Annotated in this window: 16 protein-coding genes and 1 pseudogene; 10 read left to right on the plus strand and 7 right to left on the minus strand. The window is 34.7% G+C overall.

Annotation, left to right across the window (positions count from 1 at the left end; translation table 11 throughout):
* The first annotated feature begins 82 nt into the window (after positions 1 to 82).
* On the plus strand, positions 83 to 1,546 hold the full coding sequence (locus O1A01_RS11610; RefSeq protein ID WP_270066313.1) for a transposase: 1,464 nt from the start codon (positions 83 to 85) through the stop codon (positions 1,544 to 1,546).
* 306 nt (positions 1,547 to 1,852) lie between these two features.
* Here the strand turns inward: O1A01_RS11610 and O1A01_RS11615 are convergent, their stop codons facing one another.
* The 3 genes and pseudogenes from O1A01_RS11615 to O1A01_RS11625 form a co-directional block, all read right to left on the minus strand.
* Entirely contained in the window at positions 1,853 to 2,266 is a 414-nt protein-coding gene (locus O1A01_RS11615; RefSeq protein ID WP_270066406.1) for a VOC family protein, read from the minus strand.
* A 363-nt stretch (positions 2,267 to 2,629) separates the two neighbouring features.
* Positions 2,630 to 2,935, minus strand: a pseudogene (locus tag O1A01_RS11620) (VOC family protein); the annotation flags it as partial.
* Between the two features lie 600 nt (positions 2,936 to 3,535).
* Complete coding sequence (locus tag O1A01_RS11625; protein WP_235858288.1) at positions 3,536 to 4,660, minus strand: mechanosensitive ion channel family protein; 1,125 nt, start codon at positions 4,658 to 4,660, stop codon at positions 3,536 to 3,538.
* Positions 4,661 to 4,828: 168 nt separating this feature from the next.
* Between O1A01_RS11625 and O1A01_RS11630 the strand changes: the two genes are divergently transcribed.
* From O1A01_RS11630 to O1A01_RS11640, 3 genes are all read left to right on the plus strand, one after another.
* Complete coding sequence (locus O1A01_RS11630; RefSeq protein ID WP_066420462.1) at positions 4,829 to 5,746, plus strand: ABC transporter permease subunit; 918 nt, start codon at positions 4,829 to 4,831, stop codon at positions 5,744 to 5,746.
* 11 nt (positions 5,747 to 5,757) lie between these two features.
* The gene (locus O1A01_RS11635; RefSeq protein ID WP_066420466.1) at positions 5,758 to 6,651 is read left to right on the plus strand and encodes an ABC transporter permease subunit; all 894 of its coding nucleotides are present in this window, start codon (positions 5,758 to 5,760) and stop codon (positions 6,649 to 6,651) included.
* 101 nt (positions 6,652 to 6,752) lie between these two features.
* Complete coding sequence (locus tag O1A01_RS11640; RefSeq protein WP_066420468.1) at positions 6,753 to 7,748, plus strand: YeiH family protein; 996 nt, start codon at positions 6,753 to 6,755, stop codon at positions 7,746 to 7,748.
* 131 nt (positions 7,749 to 7,879) lie between these two features.
* On the opposite strand, the gene O1A01_RS11645 is transcribed toward O1A01_RS11640, so the two are convergent.
* The 3 genes from O1A01_RS11645 to ku form a co-directional block, all read right to left on the minus strand.
* Complete coding sequence (locus O1A01_RS11645; RefSeq protein ID WP_066420469.1) at positions 7,880 to 8,149, minus strand: hypothetical protein; 270 nt, start codon at positions 8,147 to 8,149, stop codon at positions 7,880 to 7,882.
* A 58-nt stretch (positions 8,150 to 8,207) separates the two neighbouring features.
* Positions 8,208 to 10,040 carry a DNA ligase D gene (locus tag O1A01_RS11650; protein ID WP_328225199.1) on the minus strand — a complete coding sequence of 611 codons (1,833 nt, stop codon included), beginning with the start codon at positions 10,038 to 10,040 and terminating at the stop codon, positions 8,208 to 8,210.
* Positions 10,041 to 10,119: 79 nt separating this feature from the next.
* Positions 10,120 to 11,028, minus strand: a complete 909-nt coding sequence (gene ku / locus O1A01_RS11655) for a non-homologous end joining protein Ku (RefSeq protein ID WP_270066314.1) — start codon at positions 11,026 to 11,028, stop codon at positions 10,120 to 10,122.
* A gap of 119 nt (positions 11,029 to 11,147) precedes the next feature.
* On the opposite strand from ku, the gene O1A01_RS11660 reads away from it, so the two are divergent.
* The 4 genes from O1A01_RS11660 (at position 11,148) to O1A01_RS11675 (ending at position 15,620) form a co-directional block, all read left to right on the plus strand.
* A complete protein-coding gene (locus O1A01_RS11660; RefSeq protein WP_066420474.1) occupies positions 11,148 to 12,227 on the plus strand; it encodes an SDR family oxidoreductase in 1,080 nt (359 codons plus the stop codon).
* A 253-nt stretch (positions 12,228 to 12,480) separates the two neighbouring features.
* On the plus strand, positions 12,481 to 13,620 hold the full coding sequence (locus O1A01_RS11665) for a DUF5667 domain-containing protein (RefSeq protein ID WP_270066315.1): 1,140 nt from the start codon (positions 12,481 to 12,483) through the stop codon (positions 13,618 to 13,620).
* Between the two features lie 178 nt (positions 13,621 to 13,798).
* A complete protein-coding gene (gene sigI / locus O1A01_RS11670) occupies positions 13,799 to 14,587 on the plus strand; it encodes an RNA polymerase sigma factor SigI (RefSeq protein WP_270066316.1) in 789 nt (262 codons plus the stop codon).
* Entirely contained in the window at positions 14,553 to 15,620 is a 1,068-nt protein-coding gene (locus O1A01_RS11675; protein ID WP_066420480.1) for an anti-sigma-I factor RsgI family protein, read from the plus strand. Before sigI ends, O1A01_RS11675 begins: the two co-directional genes overlap by 35 nt.
* A 107-nt stretch (positions 15,621 to 15,727) precedes the next feature.
* Here O1A01_RS11675 and O1A01_RS11680 read toward each other — a convergent pair whose 3' ends face one another.
* The gene (locus O1A01_RS11680; RefSeq protein WP_066420482.1) at positions 15,728 to 15,919 is read right to left on the minus strand and encodes an alpha/beta-type small acid-soluble spore protein; all 192 of its coding nucleotides are present in this window, start codon (positions 15,917 to 15,919) and stop codon (positions 15,728 to 15,730) included.
* Positions 15,920 to 16,166: 247 nt separating this feature from the next.
* Between O1A01_RS11680 and O1A01_RS11685 the strand changes: the two genes are divergently transcribed.
* Together O1A01_RS11685 and O1A01_RS11690 are read left to right on the plus strand one after the other, a co-directional pair.
* Entirely contained in the window at positions 16,167 to 17,525 is a 1,359-nt protein-coding gene (locus O1A01_RS11685; RefSeq protein WP_270066317.1) for a TrkH family potassium uptake protein, read from the plus strand.
* Positions 17,526 to 17,855: 330 nt separating this feature from the next.
* Positions 17,856 to 19,118, plus strand: coding sequence for a bacillibactin exporter BcbE (locus tag O1A01_RS11690; protein ID WP_270066407.1), 1,263 nt, complete (start codon positions 17,856 to 17,858; stop codon positions 19,116 to 19,118).
* Positions 19,119 to 19,185: the final 67 nt, after the last annotated feature.

A 19,185-nucleotide genomic window follows, 5' to 3' on the forward strand; every position in this document is an offset into this window, starting at 1 on the left:
CAAGATATGTCTTCAGATATAAATTGTCCGATTTTTTATTGAGAACGCACGTTCTTATATGGTAAAATATCACTATAGGGAGGTGAGTGCATTGGCTAAATCTAAAACTCCAAGTTATGTTCTAACGTTAAGAATAAAAACTGAAATCCATCAAGAGCATAAATTATCTAAGCGGTTCGAGTTATGTAGGGGCATGTATAATGCATGCTTAAGAGAACTGCTTAAAAGATATACAGCTTTAAAACAATCAAAAAAGTATAAAGTTGTTTGTAAGATGGAAAAGGGAAAAAAGCGAAATAAGCTATTTTTAGAGTTGAATAAGGAGTTTGGATTAGCCGAGTATTCTCTTCATGAGTTTGTGAAACCGATGCAACATAAATTTAAAAAGAATATAGATTCATTTACCAGCCAAAAAATTGCCACAAGAGCTTTCAAAGCTTTTGAAAAATTAATGTACAAACAAGGAAAGAAAGTGCATTTCAAAAAGTACGGTGAAATGTATTCCGTTGAAGGGAAGTCTAATTCAACAGGTATCAGATACAAGGATGGCAATATATTTTGGAACGGTCTAGTTCTTAGAACAATCGTTAAAAAGAAAGACGACTATGCCCACCTTGCGCTAGAAGACAAAATAAAATTTGTTAGAATAAAAAGAGAATGGATTAAGAATAAATATGTATACTACGCTCAATTAGTACACGAAGGCAGGCCTCCGAAAAAGTACAATTCCAAAGGGATGAAAGATAATAGTTGTACTCAGAAAAGAGTAGGTATTGATATAGGGATTTCTACTGTGGCAGTCTGTTCTGAAACAAAAGTTATGCTGACGGAGCTTGCGCCTGGTGTTATTGATTTAGATAAACAGATAAGGATTATCCAAAGAAGTATGGACAGAAGTAAAAGAGCAAGCAATCCATTAAAATATAAAAAAGACGGCACGATTGATACTAGCAATAAAGACAAATGGCTGTTTTCAAAACGATATATGAGAAAAAAGAGTCAATTAAAAGAGTTGCAGAGGTTGAATAGAGCAAAAAGAAAACAGGATCATGAAACGCTAGCTAACTCCATCATTGCTTTAGGTAACGTTGTATTTGTCGAAACCATGAGTTTTAAGGGACTTCAACGAAGAGCGAAAGAAACAACGGTGAATGAAAAAGGCAAATTCAATAAAAAGAAAAGATTCGGAAGAACGATCAGCAATCGAGCACCTGCGATGTTACTAAGGATTATAGAACGCAAACTTAAATACAAAGGCTTAAGATTAAATAAAGTAAATACAACACTTACAAAAGCAAGTCAATATAATCATTTCACTAATACATATGAAAAGAAAAAACTTCACGAAAGATGGAACAACTTTGGTTTCTGTAAAATCCAACGAGATTTATATTCTGCTTTTCTATTAATGAACTGTAAGGAAAGCTTGGATGAAATAGATAGAAATATGTGTGAACAACGCTTCCATAAATTTAGAAAAATGCACGATTTAGAAATAACAAGGTTGAAAAAGAAAGAAAAAACCCCTATTAGCATGGGTTTATAAAAAACTTAATATCGGTTTAGATACGAGCCGAAACAACCGCTAATAGAAACAGAGGTTTCTTTGGTTGTAAAAGTCTAATTGAACATATATGAGTTCCTTTGTGTTGTAACTAGAAGATTCTTCCGGTGAGAGCTTTGGAGAAGTATATAAGTAAATTAGAACCCCACTCCTTAAGGTGTGGGAGTATCAGGCCAATTATATTGGAAATATGCAGAAGGTAAAGAGCAATAATAAAACCGAGCAATATTAGCTCGATTTTTCTATTGAAAAGGATCTCAGTTCAAAAAGTATTTGATAAAAATCATATTAAATTCCACTAGAATGGCATAGCACAACTCTCCAACCATCAGGGTCTTCGAATGTATGAGCTTGCTTATCCCAATATGGATTTACAGGAGGGACCTCGTATGCGCCTAATTTATTTAGCCTTTCTATCATTTCATCTATTTTTTCATGGTCTGAAAGGTATAACACTAATAAATTATCTTCAGTCGGTGCTGGACAGGGACTACCATTTACGTGCCGAGTAAATTCTAAATGTACTCCGAAACTAGGAAGTCCATACATAACACCTTCATAGCCATTTTTGTTAAATCCTCCAATCCGACGCAAGCCTAATCCCTCATCACCGTAAAAGGAGTTCACTTCTTCCCATTTATCAGTTGGTCGAGCAATCCGTAATTGGTGAACTGGTAAACGCTCGTTCCATTTTTCCTTTATTTTTACTGTATAAGGATAAGAAGGATGGTGTAGTACTTGTTCTATTGCGCCTTCTATTTCCATTACAATCGGATCAATTTGTGAATCTCGCTCAGTTGGATACCAATGTCGTCCTTTTTTGGATAATACAAATACGCCTGATTCATCACCAAAAAATTGAAAAAATTCACTAGTAGAAGCATATTGATTTGGGACCATTTGCAAAAAGTCCTTCATTCTTTCAATATTTTCAGTAGGAAGACCAATCTCACATATATCATAAAACATATCAAGTTTTTCAGTGTCTAGATTAGACCTTTCTAATATTTCGAAAACATTACCGTTTGGGTCTAAAAAGTATAATTGTTTTCCTTTCCAAAACATGCTAGTTTCACCAGCTTCGTTTTCTAACAAAATATCTAAATGACTTAATTTCTCATACATCATATCAAAATGCACTGTCGTCGTTCGAAAAGCAACATGATAAAAAGTAGAAATACTAGGTTCCTCGATAAAGCTAAGTAAGGATTTACCAACTTGGAATGTTACGCCATCTTCCCATTCCCTAACTACTGGAAGCTCTAACACTTTTTGATAAAAGCGTATTGTTTCTAACAAGTTTGGGGTTTTTAATGTTATTTTTAAAATTTTCATATTATTCACCTCTAAGGTTACTGTACCATCCCTCATTTAAAAACAAATTCAACTTCTGACTGTACTTTTCTCAGACTTTCGTCGTAAGTCGTACCTAGGTATGTAGGTGAAGGAGGGTACGAGCCCAATCTGCATACCGTCTAAAGAGAGGAAACTAGATAAAATCATTGAAAATAAAAAAAGGTTGAGACACAACTATTTAAATCAAAGAAAAAAACGAACAATAAATTTCGGGGGAAAGTCGCTCCGGAAATATACTTCGCTTTCCGCGGGCGTGTCTAGCTCCGGCGGCTTGGTCCGGCTCAAACTTCACTTTCCCTCCGTACGATAAGTCATCATCGACTCAACTACCGTTTCGTCGTGATTCCTTTATCTCCTGCGGGAAAGCTCCAGTTTGATTGGACCAGAGCGAGCCGCCTGCGCTTTTCGGGCTGGTGAGCCTCCTCGTGCTAAAGCACTGCGGGGTCTCACCTATGCCTTTCCTCCCGCAGGACAAGGAAGGCTTCGGCAGCGAAACATCGCACGAAGAAAAATGCGGAGGCATTTTTCGAGGAGTCTACGTATATTTCCTCCGCTAAATCCTGCGATAGTTCGTTTTTTATCATGATCATTTTAGTTTTGTCTCAGCCTCATCAATTATTGTACAGAATATTCTTTTCGTTCTTCTTCGTTTGGCATGGAGCTTATATGAAGTGTACGTGTAGGGAATGCAACTTGTACGCCTTCTTCTTCTAAAATCTCCATAATTTTAAAGTTGATGTCTTCTTTTACCCGAAGGAATTCAGCCCATACTGTTGTTTTAGTAAAGAAGTATAAAAATACATTTAAACTACTATCACCGAAATTATCAAATCGGACCATAATGGTTTCTTGATGAACGTCATCATGATTTTGAAGTAATGATTCAATTCGGCGAACAACGGTTTCCAGTTTTTCTCGAGGTGTGTCATATTGAACACCTAGTTGAAATTGTATTTGGCGTTTTCCCATTTTCGACCAGTTAATGATTGCTTCATTCGATAGAACAGAATTTGGTACAGTAACAACTGCTTGTGCGAACGTTCTTACTTTCGTACTTCTAAACGTAATGTCTTCAACTGTCCCTTCGACACTAGGTGTTTTAATCCACTCTCCGATGGAAAACGGTTTTTCTGTCACGATAATAAACCCGCCGAGTAAGTTTTTTAACGTCTCTTGTGCAGCAAGTGCGAATGCAAGTCCTCCAAGTCCAAGCCCAGCGACAAATCCACTAACGTTATAGCCCCATAAATCAAGTGTTAAACTCAATGCTAGTCCAATTAAAATAGCCCGGACAACTTTAGTTAAAAACGGGATGACAATTTGGTCTAATTGATAATCAATGCGATTGGTAAACGACGTAAATAATTTAAAAGAGGAAGGAATAAAGTTGAAAATTCCCCAAGTAAAAAGTATTCCGATCACCGTTTGTAATATTTTATTCGCAGTAGCTAATTTAATTAGTTCAAAAGGTGCAGTGATAAGGGCGAAATAAATACCGATCACGACGAATAACGTCCGAATTGGTTTTTCGAATGCTACGACAATATAGGAAAAGATGTCAGTCGGTACTTTTCTTGAAAGTGACAAGACAAGCTTAAATACGTACCTCGTAAATAACTTCCGGAATAGAAGGAAGAGTAATAGAATTCCGACTGAAATCCCGATATCGGTCCAAAGCTCTGTATCAGTCCAAAATTCATATGTATATGTTTCCATAAAACTATCAATAATTTTCGTCAATGTAAGCCCACCTCAACTATAGTATACATAAAATAAAATATAACATCCCGTATTTTTTCTTTTCAAGCCTATATTATTACATGTATATTTCAGAACATTAACAAAATTATTGCAATTAGTTCTTTCGTCATGTAAAATTTTCCTAACAAATAATTGTAGGTGATGGGGATGAAATTAGTTTGGAGTATAGGTAAGTCTGTTTTATTTTTTCTTGTTGTTGCACTGTTGTTAACGCTAGCAATCCTTTTTCCGAGAAGCCCTGAAGTAACAGATGTAGGAAGGGCGATGACTGTTCAGTACGATTACCAATTTTCGTGGCAAGCGTACCAGTATAATATAAAAACTTTTTTCACTAATTTATTTGAGCATAAAACGTTAGGATCTACTAGATATAATACGACAGCAGAAGAAGAGCTAGTTTCGTATTTTTCTAGAAGCTTAATCGTTATCGTAACGGGCTTTATATTAACACTTTTGTTCGGACTATTAAAAGGAATTTATGACTATTATGATCCGAAAAGAAAGTTTAGCCCATTTGGCAGAGGCTTTACTTGGTTAATCCAATCAATACCAGATTTTTTCTTCATCTTAATTTTGCAATATGTTTTTATTTTTCATATCCCGCTCGTAAGAATGTTAGGAACTGATAATTGGTACAGTTTTATTTTGCCCGCCCTTTTAGTTTCACTATACCCAATGATGTATGTAGCTAGAATTACTTCTACTGCACTTGCAAATGAGGAAGGGAAAGCGTACATACAAGTTGCGCGCTCAAAAGGTTTAACGGAAACCCAAGTTCTAAAAAATCATATGTTTCGTAATAGCGTTGTCCCGATTTTTACTAATTTACCTTCCACGATGATGTATTTATTATCGAATCTATTAATTGTAGAGTTTTTACTCGACTATCGTGGGGCAGCATATCGACTTTTTTACGCTTTTGATGTGAAATCATCATTGCGCTCTGGAATGGTATATATTGATGAATCAGGTCTCATTATCGGAATAGGGATTTGTTTTATGCTAATCGTTTTAATAGCACAAATTTGTTCACAAATCATTATTCGGATAGTTGAACCGAAATAGGGGGGCTGTATATGAATAGAAATTGGCCACTTTGGATTGGTGGAACTCTACTAATTATTTTAATCTTAATAGCATTTGTGGGACCATATTTACCTGTTGTGGACAGGGAACTAACAGAGGAACGTGTTGTGTTCGTTGAAGGTGGAATAGAAACGGCTCCGTTTGAACCTTCAAGTGAGAAATGGTTCGGTTCTGACCGAGACGGAAGAGACATGTTCAGTGTCATTATTGTAGGTGCGAAAGAAACTTTATTTTTAATTGTGTTAATAACAGGAATTCGGTATGCCCTAGCAATGGTTCTTGCTCTGTTAGCAGTCGGAAAAAAAGGTCCATTTCACACTTTTTTACAAGGATGGAATCAAATTTTTTCAGCACTACCAGTTATTTTTTCTGCTATCATTTTATTACATTTACCGATGCTGACGTTCCATGAGCATCGAGCTGTTTTTGCCATTTTCATTATTGCATTCATTGAAGTAGGTAGACTTGGTACAGTTTTACAACAGCATTTCCATTCTATTAGTAAAACACCATATGTGGAAGCTGGAATCACAGTAGGAGTAAAACCTTTACACTTATACAAAAACTATTATATTCCTAATGCACTACCTGAAGTTGTTATACAATTTTTCTTAGACTTAGGTAGAACAGCATTGTTAATAGGGCAATTAGGGATTTTTAGCATATTTTTATCACAAGATTTTTTACAACTTACGTACGGTGCAGGTGATATTGTCAATACTAGTAACAACTGGGCGACGTTACTCGGTCAAGCGAGAGGGGATATCATTCGCGGCATTTTTTGGATTCCGTTTTTCCCAGCACTAGCAATTGCGATTACTGTATTTGCCTTTAATGTTTTTGGCGAAGGGTTAAGAAAGCAATTCCATCGATTAAATGCATAATGTAAATGTAGGAAAAAAACTGTTTAAGTCTCGACAGTTTTTTTTCTTTTGATAAAATATAAAAGGTATGTAAAATTTATAATAATTTAGAGGTCGAAAAAATGATTAGTTTCATCAAAGCACGACATTTTAAATGGGCAATAGGGTTGCTACTATGTTTGGCAATTGCTACTGTGTCTTATTTTCTCGGTCAATTATTTCCAATTATAGGGGCGGTTATTTTTGCACTTTTAATAGGGATGCTATTACGTAATGTTATGCCTATTTCACCCGAGAGCCAAAAGGGAGTAAGTTTTGTCGTAAAAAGAGTATTAAAGCTAGCGATCATTCTCCTCGGTGCGACATTAAGTGTCCAATCGATTGTTTCCATCGGTATGCAGTCTATTTTTCTGATCCTCTTAGTGGTCATTGGTGGAATTGCCATCACGCTTGCTGTAGGTAAACTGTTTAATATTGAATCTACATTAAGTTTATTAATTGGGTCTGGAACAAGTATTTGTGGGGCAACAGCCATTTCAGTCGTAAAAGGAGTAGTTTCTGCGAAGGAATCGATAACTGCCTACGCGATTTCTACAATCTTTCTGTTCAATATTATTGCGACGTTAGTTTATCCTTGGATCGCTAGAATGGTAGACTTGACGCCTCTACAAATTGGTATTTGGATTGGCTCCGCTATTCATGATACTTCATCTGTTGTCGCAGTCGGGTTTTTACTTGGTGATGAAATAGGAGAAATTGCAACGACTGTTAAGCTTGTACGAACGTTATTTATTTTACCGCTTGTTTTAGCTATTATATTTATACTAGTTAGAAAAACGAAGGACGAACCTGTACATTATAAGCAGGCGTTTCCAATATTCATCATAGGCTTCGTTTTAATGAGCGTTTTCTATTCATTTGGCATTATTTCTGATTCTGTATCAGCTATATTTGGTCAGATTGCCAAGTTTCTTGTCATTATCGTCATGGCAGGTGTCGGACTTCAAGTAGACTGGCGTAAATTTACAGAGCTAGGAAGTAAGCCGCTACTTGTTGGCATGATTGCAAGTTTATTTGTTGCTATTATTAGTTTTGCGTATGTATGGTTTTTCGTATAAAAAGAAGTTGTCCCGATAGTCAAAGGGGCAACTTTTTTTATAATTTCATTTACGATCCTTGAAAAAAATTAGGCGTCGCGGTTTTAAAGTGAACGCCGAAAATAATGTCTCACACTTTAATCTGCTCAATTTTAAGATATTTTTCCTTTTTGAAGAACAGAAACTTGATGTAGCAATTCATTTTTTACGGCTGCTACATAAAAGGGAGAAAGCATCGCTGTAATGTCTTGCCACAAGTTTAATCGGGGGCGAAAGACCGTTAGTTTTTTTACATCGTATGATTGTGCATCCATATGTAGTTTAAATTGGCTTCCATCGAATGGTTCGGATTCATCTTTAAATTCTATCACCATTAGTTCGTTATCGATTACGATTGGTTCTTGAATAGAAAAGGTATACATATCGCATTTCTCCTTTAAAAGAGATATCTACGAACATCCTTTCCACATTTACTCTTCTTTATACTTTTCGTAAAAACTGCAAGACCGGTTCAAATGGTTGTTTTTCTTTAACGTTCCAAAAGCTTTGGAATGGATCACCGTCTTCTTTTAGCTTTTGGACAACATTTTTCATAGTGAATTGTTTAGGTAATAAATTATTTTGCACCTCATCCCAATAAAGAGGCATCGCAATTCCTGCAAAATCACTTCCACGTGGCGAGAATGGAGCGATAATTGTTTTTCCTTCCCAGTGTTGGATGTAATCGATGTACAGCTTGTTGTTTCTGTTTTTTTTGAGTCGTTCTATAGTAAAGAGGCTTGGTTCTTTTGAAATTAAATAGTTTGCAATAAATTCTGTAAATGTTCTCGTTTGTTCGTATGTGAACGTGTCGTCAGGTAGAGGGATGTACACTTGAATTCCTTTTCTTCCAGATGTTTTTACGAAAGAATGTAAGTTTAGCTGATCAAAAACCTCTTTCATCATTTTTGCAGCTTTAATCGCATATGAAAATTGATCAACAGACGGTGGATCTAAATCAAATACAATTTCACTAGGTTTCGTATGCTGAAAAGGTTGAAACGGAATGTGATACTCAATTGCTAATTGATTTCCTAACCAACATAACGTTTCCAAATTGTTACATACTATATACTCAATATTTTCATGATTTACTGTTTGTACAAAATTCGGAGCATAATCAGGACAGTTTTTTTGATAAAAGCTTTCACCGAACATTCCATGCGGATACCGAATAACAGTTAACGGGCGATCCTTTAAAAATGATAAAAAGTGTGGTGCAACTTCAACTAAATAGTGTATATATTCTTCTTTTGTGACAAGTGGATTTTCCCATATCGGTTTATCCGGGTGAGTTAGTTGGACACTCTCTGGAATGTTCACCTTTTTCTCCATGATCTTACTTATTGTACATTCATTAGGTTGCAAGTCTAACCGAAATTGTTTGAATTCAGGATGGCGTAATTCTTTGTCGTAAAGTTCAAGATAGTGAATATCGACACAAATGCTTGGTGGTACTTTTATGTAACGATCGTTTTCTTCTATATTATTATTTTTTATTACTTGGAGAAGGGCACTGCGTTCTTCTGCCGTTAAACCGTGTGAAAATAAACCGATAGATACAATTTTCTCATTCTGATCAAAAACTCCAATATGAAAATAACCGTTATCTTTTTGATAAGCAGTTATGAAGCAAGAAGCTATCTTATAGTTTTTTACTTTAATCCAATTAGTAGTTCGTTTTCCTTCCCATTTTGTTGTCGTCTTTTTAGCAATTATTCCTTCGCTATCATGCGTAAGAACGATGTTCCAAATGTCATCGTACTTATTAAAAAAAGGAACATATTGTAGCAGTTTATCGGAAAGGTGGACGGTGTTTTCTGGTAGCTCTAACTGTTTAAAAAGCTTTAATAGTATTTCTTTTCGCTGAATATATGGTGTGTTCATCATTTGTTCTGTTCCAAGCTGTAATAAATCAAAAGCGCATAATGTAGCAGGTATTTCTTTAGCTAAATGTTCGACAGTTGATTGTGTTTTCGTTCGACCTCTTTTTTGAATGGCTTGGAAGTTTGCTTTATAGTCCGATTGTAAAACAGCCAATTCGCAATCAAGTACAACTGGAAAGGATGTTAATCCACGCGAACTCAATGTTTCTAAAAAACGGACAACTTCTGGAAATGAATCGTTTAACATTTGACCGTTACGGCTTTGAAGGGAAATGGTATTTTTATTTATCGTCGTAATACAACGAAAGCCATCGTATTTTATTTCATAAACCCACTCTTTTTCCATTGGTGCATTTGCATGTAACGTTGGCAGCATCGGTTTTAGCAAGGTAATTCGATTCCTTTCTAACGAAAACTTATTACTTCTATTGTTTACCATTCTTTATAAAAATAAAAAAGCGACAATCTTAAACTGTCGCTTTTTTTCGTGTTGTTCGTTTTTTCGGTCCGGTTGACTCCGATTTAGCCGTTTCAGCTTTATCCTGTCTCCCAGAAGTAGAAGGAGTTTGCTTGGCAGGTTTGGCCGTTTTTGGTTCTTGCTTTTTAGTCTTTTCAATACTTGCTTGTAGAGCACTCATTAAGTCAACAACATTTGTTTTCGGTGCAGCATCTTGAGGAGTGATCGTACCTTCTTCACTATTCACTTTTTGTTCAATTAAGTTCAATACTGCTTCCCGATAGTCATCATGATATTTCTCAGGATCAAACTCTGTTGTAAGTTGATCAATAAGTAGCATCGCTGTATTTAACTCTTGTTCATTTATTTCTGCTTTTTCCGGTACTGCAGGAACTTCTTTTACATTGCGAACTTCATCAGGATAATGGACAGTTTCCATTACTAAACAATCTTGATAAACACGAACAACTGCTAGTTGTTGCTTGGAGCGTATCGTAATTTCCGCAACACCAATTTTACCTGACTGTTGTAGTGCTTCTCGAAGTAATGAATATGCTTTACTTCCATTTTCCCCTGGTCCTAAAAAGTATGAACGATTGAAATATATAGGGTCTATATCATCCAGTTTTACAAAATCAATTATTTTTACGCTTTTATCTTCATGCTCTTCTTTTAACGATTGTAATTCTTCATCGGACAAAATGACATATTTTCCTTTCACATACTCATATCCTTTAACAAGGTCATTTTGTTCCACCTCTTTTTCACAGTGTGGACAAACCTTTTCATATTTTATTGGTGTGTGACACTCACTATGAAGGGTTCGCATTTTTATATCTTTATCTTCTGTAGCAGAAAACATTTTGATTGGAATGTTTACTAGGCCGAAACTTATAGAACCTTTCCACATCGTGTGCATGTAATATCACCACATTTCCTTGTATTTTAACGTTAGTTTGTCCAATCGTTTACGATTTCCTTTTATAAAAAAATGGTAGACAAAAATGTGGTTTAGTTTAATTATTAGGGGGATAAAAAATGGGGGTATACTTATTTACTGGTTTTCCAGGCTTTCTTGCAAAGCAGTTAGTACGAGAACTGGCCAAAAAAGAAAAGGAAGCAAAAATATACTTATTAGTTTTACCGTCTCAGTTAGAGAAAGCAAATGAAGAATTATCTCTTTTACAATATCATCATATTCAATTTGAAATAATAGAAGGAGATATTACGAAAGAGATGTTAAAGATTGACTCAACTAATCTTGAAAGGATATATGAAGAAGTTGAGTATGTTTTCCACCTCGCTGCAATATATGATTTAGCTGTGAAAAAAGATGTAGCATATCGTGTTAATGTTATCGGGACGAGAAATGTAATTCAATTTATAAAAAAAATAACCCATTTAAAAAGGTTAATTTACTTTAGTACTGCGTATGTTGCTGGGTTACGTAAAGGCACAATATATGAGTATGAACTCGATCGCAATCAGTCGTTTCGAAACCACTATGAAGAAACAAAATTTTGGGCGGAGGTTGAAGTACAAAGAGAAATGGAACAGATTCCTACTACTATTATTCGCCCTGGGATTGTAATTGGTGATAGTCTAACAGGAGAAACTGCGAAATTTGATGGTCCTTATATGATTTTAAACTTTTTACAACGCCTTCGTTATTCACCAATTATTCCGTATTTACACAAAGAAAATGTAGAATTGAATGTAGTACCTGTAGACTATATCGTTCAAGCTACTATCTTTTTAGCTCATACTGATGAAACAACTAGTAAAGTGTTTCATTTAACAAATCCTAACCCAATTGGAACGAAAGAAGCGTATGCTCTAATGGCAAGACAATTGTTAAATAAAAGGCCGTTTGGAGTATTTCCGTTATTTTTATCAAAAGCATTATTATCGTTTTCTTTTATAAGAAGGTGGTTAATGGTTGAAAAAGAAGCGTTAGATTATTTTACATGCAAGTCTAATTATGATTGTTCGGAAGCAGTGAATTATTTAAGAAGGTCAGGAATTAAATGTGCTAATTTTAATTCAACGGTCGACACGATGGTCCAATATTACAAAAAACATCAATATAATAAAGAAAAACGAATATTAATTAAATAGTTTTTTAGTTAGAATTCGAGGGAAATGGTATTTTCCAATATATAACTATTTTTGTGGCTACTTATAATGAGTAGCTTTTTCCATTTCTAACCTATTATATAGTACGCAAGTATACAAGGAGAGAAAATTTTGTCAAATGGAAAAAATATTGTAGGAAATTTGATGTATTTTAATTTTAATTTTTGTTGCTACCCCGTCAAAAATGAAACATTATCGTAACAATGTAGTGAATCTATTTTAGGGGGACTTATACATGAAGAAAGTAATCGTAAATTGTTCACTAGCAGCATTGTTAGTAGCAGCAACACCTACAACTGCAGCGTTTGCTTCAGGTGAAACTGGGAAATGGAATGCGGAAGAAGCGCCATCAATTATCGTTACAACAGAAGACGTGAATGGTGAAGAATTAAAAACTTCTACTGTAGTAGATGAGGTAGAAGAAACAGAGAAATTTGAAGAAGTTTCTCTAGTACCAGGTAATTTCTTTTATTTTGTCAAAACGTTTTTTGAAAAAATTCAAATAGCGTTTACTATCGATCAGGAAAAAGAAGCTGAACTATTACTATCTATTGCGAATGAGCGAATTCTAGAAGCAGAGGCATTGTTAGAAAAAGGTGAAATGGAACTAGCAGAAGAAACATTACAACGTGGTTTAGAGGCGATGGAGAAAGTCCAAGAAAAAATGGAAGAAATTGATGAAGAATTAGCAGCAGAAGAAGATACTAACAAAGCAAATGAAGAAGATATAGAGGTCGAAGAAGAGATAGTGGAAGACGAAGAAACAATTGTTGAAGATGACAATCGTTTAGACCTTGAAGTGAAGCTTTCACAAAATATCATTTCATTAAGCAAAAATTATAAAAAAATTGATAACCCGAAAGCAAAAGCTGCTTTAAAAAGAAATATCGAAAGAGCATATGATCGATTAGTTACGAAATACCCAGAACAGGAAGAATTATTAGCGCAACAATTAGCGGAATTACTGGAAGAAGAAAAAACAACTCCTGTTGAAGATGACGTAATAGAAGATGTGAACGAAGAAACACCGGTTGATACAGAAGAAGAGGTAGTTGAAGAGGACAATGAAGAAAACACTGATGAAAATAGTGTTAAAGATGAAAAACAATCTCCTCAAGTAAAAAACAAGGCTGTAAAAGAAGAGAAAAAGGCTGTTAAAGAAACAGAAAAGCAAGTGAAAAAAGAAGTAAAGCAGAAGCAAACGAAAGAAGAGGAAAAGAAACAACTTAATAAAAATGAAAATTCCTCTAAAGGAAAGCAACAGGGAAATGAAAATGCTTCTAAGGAAAAACAACAAGGTAATGGAAATGGAAAAGAGCAAAAAAACAATAATGGTAATCAAAACGGTAAAGGAAATGCAAACGGCCGTAATTAATATTTAATACAACTGTAACTTAAAAAGGTCGATACAATTTTTTACATTGACTTTTTTTCCGAAAAAGGCCACCTTTATATAAATAAGGTGGCTAAAATTTAAAGTCTCCTTTAAAATAATTTATGAAACTACCCATATAAAAACCAAATTGGTTACGAAGGGTATGAAAGGGAGAGAGGTGAAGCCAATGCTGAGCCTGCTTTTTAAGTTCGGAAAAAAACAAAGCAAGCAAACATTAGAAGAAGAAGTATTAGCAATACAAGCTGGAAACATCCAATTGCGAAATGAAATAATTGATAAATATCGACCATTTATTGCGAAATCGGTATCTTCTGTTTGTAAAAGATACATTAACGAATCGGATGACGAATTCAGTATTGGTTTAATAGCTTTTAACGAAGCAATTGATAAATACTCGACAGATAAAGGGAGTTCACTCATATCTTTTGCTGACTTAATTATTAAAAGACGGGTCATTGATTTTATTAGAAAAGAAAGCAAGCATAATACCGTTAGCTTATCAAACTATTCCAATAATGAAGAAGAAAATGTACCAAATCAAATAGAAGCAACATTATCCATTGAAGATTACACAAAACAATTAGAGCAAGCACAACGCAAAGAAGAAATTTTATATTATCAAACAGTTTTAGCTCAATTTGATTTGACGATTTCAGATCTTATAGAATGTTCGCCAAAGCATGCAGATGCAAGAGAAAACTGTATTAAAATTGCGGAAATACTTGTTAATAATAAAGAACTTAAAGTACATTTGTTCCAGAAAAAAATGCTACCGATCAAACATTTAGAGCGATTAGTGAAAGTTAGTCGTAAAACAATAGAGAGAAATAGAAAATATATAATTGCAATTGCAATCATTTTATCTGGGGATTATTTATATTTAAATGAATATTTAAAAGGGGCGGTTAATAGTGAAAAAAGGGATTGTGTTAGAAGTTCATCATGACTATATCACAATGTTGACCCCTGAAGGTGAATTTATAAAAGGGAAAAAACTAAGGGATACGTATGATATTGGGGAAGAAACAACATTTTTTCCTTACACTTCTTTAGAGAGAAAAAAGAAAAGTTTTAATTTGTCATTCCGTGGGTGGAAACTAGTTTCTGTATTAGCTTCCATTTTATTAGTGCTATCCTTACTACCTCGTTTCACACAAAGTGAAGTGCAGGCATATGTTGGACTTGATATAAATCCTAGTATAGAGATGGCTGTAAATAAAAAGTTACAAGTTATTGAAATGCAGGCTTATAATGAAGACGGTCAAGTATTAATTGCACTAGTAGATGATTGGAACAAGAAACATATACATGACGTGACGAAAGAACTGATACAATTATTCCGGGAACAAGGATACATGGAAGCTGGAAAAGAAATTATCATCACTTCTATTGTTACGAATATAGAGAATTTGGCAATTAAAGCTCAAATAGATAAAGAAGTAAACGAACTTACGAATGATATAAAGCAAAATGAAGTAAAAGTAACTGTTATCGAAACAAGTGTTGAAAATCGTGAAAAAGCAAAAGAACAAGGAATGTCTGCCGGGAAATTTGTTCAGCAAGAACAAAGAGAAAATGCTGTAGAAGTAATCTTGGAAGAAGAAATGGATGAAGTTGTTGAAGAGGATGTTAAAGTAACAGAAGAAGAACAATCAACTGAAGACAATTCATCGTCTCCTCCAGCTAATAAAGGACAAAGTAAAAAAGAAGAAAAGTTAGCTGAAAGAGATGAAAGAAAACAGCAACAAGCAGAAAAGAAAAACGAAATGAAAAACACTAATAACGGGAATAAAGGAAATAAGAATAGAAATGAAAATGCTCAATCTAAGGGGAAAGAAAAGAAGCTAGAAAATGAGCAAAGAAAACGTGACCGACAACAAGAAAAAGAAGATCGTAAGCAAAAAAAGATGGAAGAAGTAAAGCAAAAAAGAGAATCAAATAATAGTCATCGAAAAGATGAAAAAGGTAGACCGCAATAATATAATATGTTTTTAACTTTTACTCGCATTTAAAAATGTGAGTTTTTTTATGTAAGAAAAACACCTAGAGAGCAAATACTCTCTAGGTTCGTCCATTTTATATGAAATTATTGGCCTTTTAATTGTGACTGAGCCTGTGCTACTAAACGTTTTGTTATTTCTCCACCTACGGAGCCGTTTGCTCGGGATACCGTATCAGAGCCAAGTTGAACACCAAATTCTTGTGCGATTTCGTACTTAATTTGGTCTAGAGCTTGTTCAATTCCTGGTACAAGTAATTTATTACTACTTCTAGCCATCATGATCCCTCCCATCTTACTAACTTTTCTTACTTGAAAAGTTGTACTAATAGTATTAGATTTAATAGAGTCATCATACTTGGAAAGTTCCACATAGATGGGAAGATTTTTTACAGTTTGGTAATACTCACCAAAAAGTGTGCATTAATATTAATTCTTAGGATGGAAAATGATAAATTTGTTCTTTAAAATGTAAGAATAATCATCTATCATATACATATAACAAGCAAGTAAAGAAAGGATTATTATGGAAAAATTTAAGTTTATGATAAATAAAAGATTACATAGTATGTCTCCTGCACAATTAATTGTAAGCTTTTATTTTATCGCAGTAATTATAGCGGTTATATTATTAAGCCTTCCAGTAGCTCGACATACTAGTGATGACTGGACGTTTATTAATGCATTGTTTACAGCGGTCAGTGCAGTAAGTGTGACAGGCTTAACAGTAGTAAATACAGCAGAAACGTTTACAGTACCAGGGGTATTTATTTTAGCGTTTGTTTTACAGTTTGGCGGCGTTGGTGTAATGGCTGTCGGTACATTTATTTGGTTATTACTTGGAAGAAAAATTGGACTCCGCGAACGAAAACTAATGATGCTCGACCAAAACCAATCCAATCTTTCTGGTATTGTTAAATTAATTAAGCATATTTTAGTTTTAATCTTAATAATTGAGTTAATTGGGGCATTAGTGTTAGGGACCTATTATTTATCGTATTTTCCAACGTGGCAGGAAGCGTATTTACACGGATTTTTTGCTTCTGTTAGTGCTACAACAAACGGTGGATTTGACATTACGGGAGAATCACTCGTTCCTTTTGCACATGATTATTTTGTCCAATTTATTACGATGCTTTTAATTACTACTGGTGCTATTGGATTTCCAGTATTGGTCGAAGTAAAGGAATTTTTAACAAATAGAAGTGGGAAGTTTCGTTTTTCTTTGTTTACTAAAATTACATCATTAACGTTTGCTCTATTAATTATATTTGGTACGATTATGCTCATCCTGTTAGAATTTAATAATTATTTTAAAGGTTTGTCTTGGCATGAATCATTTTTCTATGCGCTTTTCCAATCCGTTACAACTAGAAGCGGTGGTTTAGCAACGATGGTTGTAAGTGAGTTCTCCTTAGCAACACTATTAGTTATGAGTGGATTAATGTTTATAGGAGCTTCCCCAAGCTCAGTTGGGGGAGGTATTAGAACCACGACTTTTGCCTTAAACATTTTATTTCTTTATCACTTCGCACGAGGTAAAAAGGATGTTAAAATCTTTAGAAGAGAAATCCACCATGAAGATATAGTAAAGTCATTAGTTGTCCTTTTATTAGCAATCATTATTGTAGGTAGTTCCGTCGTTATTTTAAGTGCTACCGAAAGCTTTGCTCTCATTCAAATATTGTTTGAAGTTTGTTCAGCTTTTGGAACGACAGGACTATCAATGGGTATAACTCCTGATTTATCTACAATTGGTAAGTTAGTGATTATATGTTTAATGTTTATAGGACGAGTTGGTTTACTGACGTTCCTATTTATACTAGAAAGTAAAGAAAAGCCACCGAATTATCATTATCCTGTTGAGCGAATTATTATAGGGTAACAGCAAGTCTATGGGGAACCATAGGCTTTTTTTATCGTTTTGGACCCATAAACGTTAAATTTTGTGGATAACTATTATTTTTACTTTCGTTACGTCTAGCTCCGGCGTTTAGGTCGTATCAAACTTCCCTTATCCGAAGTACGATAAGTCAACACCTGTTTAGCGCAGTTCGCCGTATTTCCTGTATCTCTACCAAGCGCCTGCGCTTTTGTTCTTAAATCCAGTTTTAATGCAACATTATAAAAATAGATAATTACCCACGTCTTTTTTTGGCAAAATATTTTCAAACAATCCAGACCATATTAAAAAAGGAATACATTATTGATTACAATGATTAAGGAAGGTATTGCTATGCAACATAAAAGGTGGGCAGTCGTGTCCATAGCTTCTATTCCTCTTGTGATGACTTTAGGAAATTCTATGCTAATACCTGTTCTACCTACCATTGAAAAAAAATTAGATATTACTTCATTTCAAGTTAGCATGATCATTACAGTATATTCAATAGTAGCTATCGTTCTTATACCTGTAGCAGGGTATTTATCTGACCGGCTAGGCAGAAAAGCGATAATCATTCCGAGTTTAATTATTGCAGCTGTAGGAGGAATCATTTCTGGGTGGGCCGGTTGGCAGGCCGAAAACCCATATTGGCTCATACTCGCCGGAAGGACGCTACAAGGCATAGGGGCTGCAGGGGCTTCTCCCATCGTAATGCCTTTAATAGGGGATATGTTTAAAAGTGAAACAGAAGTTAGTAAAAATCTAGGGATTATCGAAACATCTAATACGTTAGGAAAAGTACTTAGTCCAGTACTAGGTGCTTTATTAGCAGGAATTATTTGGTTTCTTCCATTTTTTGCGATACCGGCATTTTGTGCTTTATCTGTCGTTTTAATGATTTTTTTAGTTAAAGCTCCTAAAAAGGAAAAAGAGAAACCAGTTCCTTTCAAAGAATTTGTGCAAGGGGTAAAAGGGATTTTTAAGAGGCATGCCAAATGGCTTTTGGCCATTTTTATTATCGGTGGAATTTTGATGTTTATTTTATTTGGCATTCTTTTTTATCTATCTGATTTGCTAGAGAAAAAGCATGAAATTGATGGGTTGAAAAAGGGGCTATATTTAGCAATTCCGCTAGCGGCTCTTTGTATCGCTTCCTATATTACCGGTAAAAAGATAAAGGAAAACCAAATATTGATGAAATGGTTAATAGTAAGTAGCATCGGGCTTCTTGGTGGGGCAGTTTTTATTAACAGCTTTTTTGATGATGTATGGGTTACGATGGGGCTGTTCTTAGTTGGAGGTATCGGAATTGGTATATCCTTACCATGTTTAGACGCCATTATTACAGAAGGTATCGGAAAAGAAGAACGTGGAACAATTACTTCTATTTATAGTTCTATGCGGTTTATAGGTGTGGCGAGTGGACCACCTGCAATTGCGCTATTAATAGGTGCTTCAGAGAAAATCATGTTCTACGTCTTAACAGTACTTTGTCTAATTGGAGTATTTGTTTCATTAAAAGGAATACATCCTCCCCCAAATAAAGGAAAGCCGAATGAAGGAGACACAATTTGGAAAAAGTCAGGTGGTTAATATAAACCTCTGACTTTTTCATCGTTGAAGAAATTATAAGGTGTAAACTTTTCTTCTGCACACAAAA

Origin of the sequence: Sutcliffiella sp. NC1, from assembly GCF_027594365.1 — a bacterium.
In the GTDB taxonomy this organism is placed as follows: domain Bacteria; phylum Bacillota; class Bacilli; order Bacillales; family Bacillaceae_I; genus Sutcliffiella; species Sutcliffiella cohnii.

Excerpts from the sequence above, each read along its gene's own strand:
- O1A01_RS11685 (WP_270066317.1), top strand. The coding sequence starts at position 16,167 with ATGGAAAAATTTAAGTTTATGATAAATAAAAGATTACATAGTATGTCT.
- O1A01_RS11680 (WP_066420482.1), bottom strand. The coding sequence starts at position 15,919 with ATGGCTAGAAGTAGTAATAAATTACTTGTACCAGGAATTGAACAAGCT.
- O1A01_RS11665 (WP_270066315.1), top strand. The coding sequence starts at position 12,481 with ATGAAGAAAGTAATCGTAAATTGTTCACTAGCAGCATTGTTAGTAGCA.
- O1A01_RS11645 (WP_066420469.1), bottom strand. The coding sequence starts at position 8,149 with ATGTATACCTTTTCTATTCAAGAACCAATCGTAATCGATAACGAACTA.
- O1A01_RS11690 (WP_270066407.1), top strand. The coding sequence starts at position 17,856 with ATGATTAAGGAAGGTATTGCTATGCAACATAAAAGGTGGGCAGTCGTG.
- ku (WP_270066314.1), bottom strand. The coding sequence starts at position 11,028 with ATGCACACGATGTGGAAAGGTTCTATAAGTTTCGGCCTAGTAAACATT.
- O1A01_RS11640 (WP_066420468.1), top strand. The coding sequence starts at position 6,753 with ATGATTAGTTTCATCAAAGCACGACATTTTAAATGGGCAATAGGGTTG.
- O1A01_RS11660 (WP_066420474.1), top strand. The coding sequence starts at position 11,148 with ATGGGGGTATACTTATTTACTGGTTTTCCAGGCTTTCTTGCAAAGCAG.
- O1A01_RS11630 (WP_066420462.1), top strand. The coding sequence starts at position 4,829 with ATGAAATTAGTTTGGAGTATAGGTAAGTCTGTTTTATTTTTTCTTGTT.
- O1A01_RS11635 (WP_066420466.1), top strand. The coding sequence starts at position 5,758 with ATGAATAGAAATTGGCCACTTTGGATTGGTGGAACTCTACTAATTATT.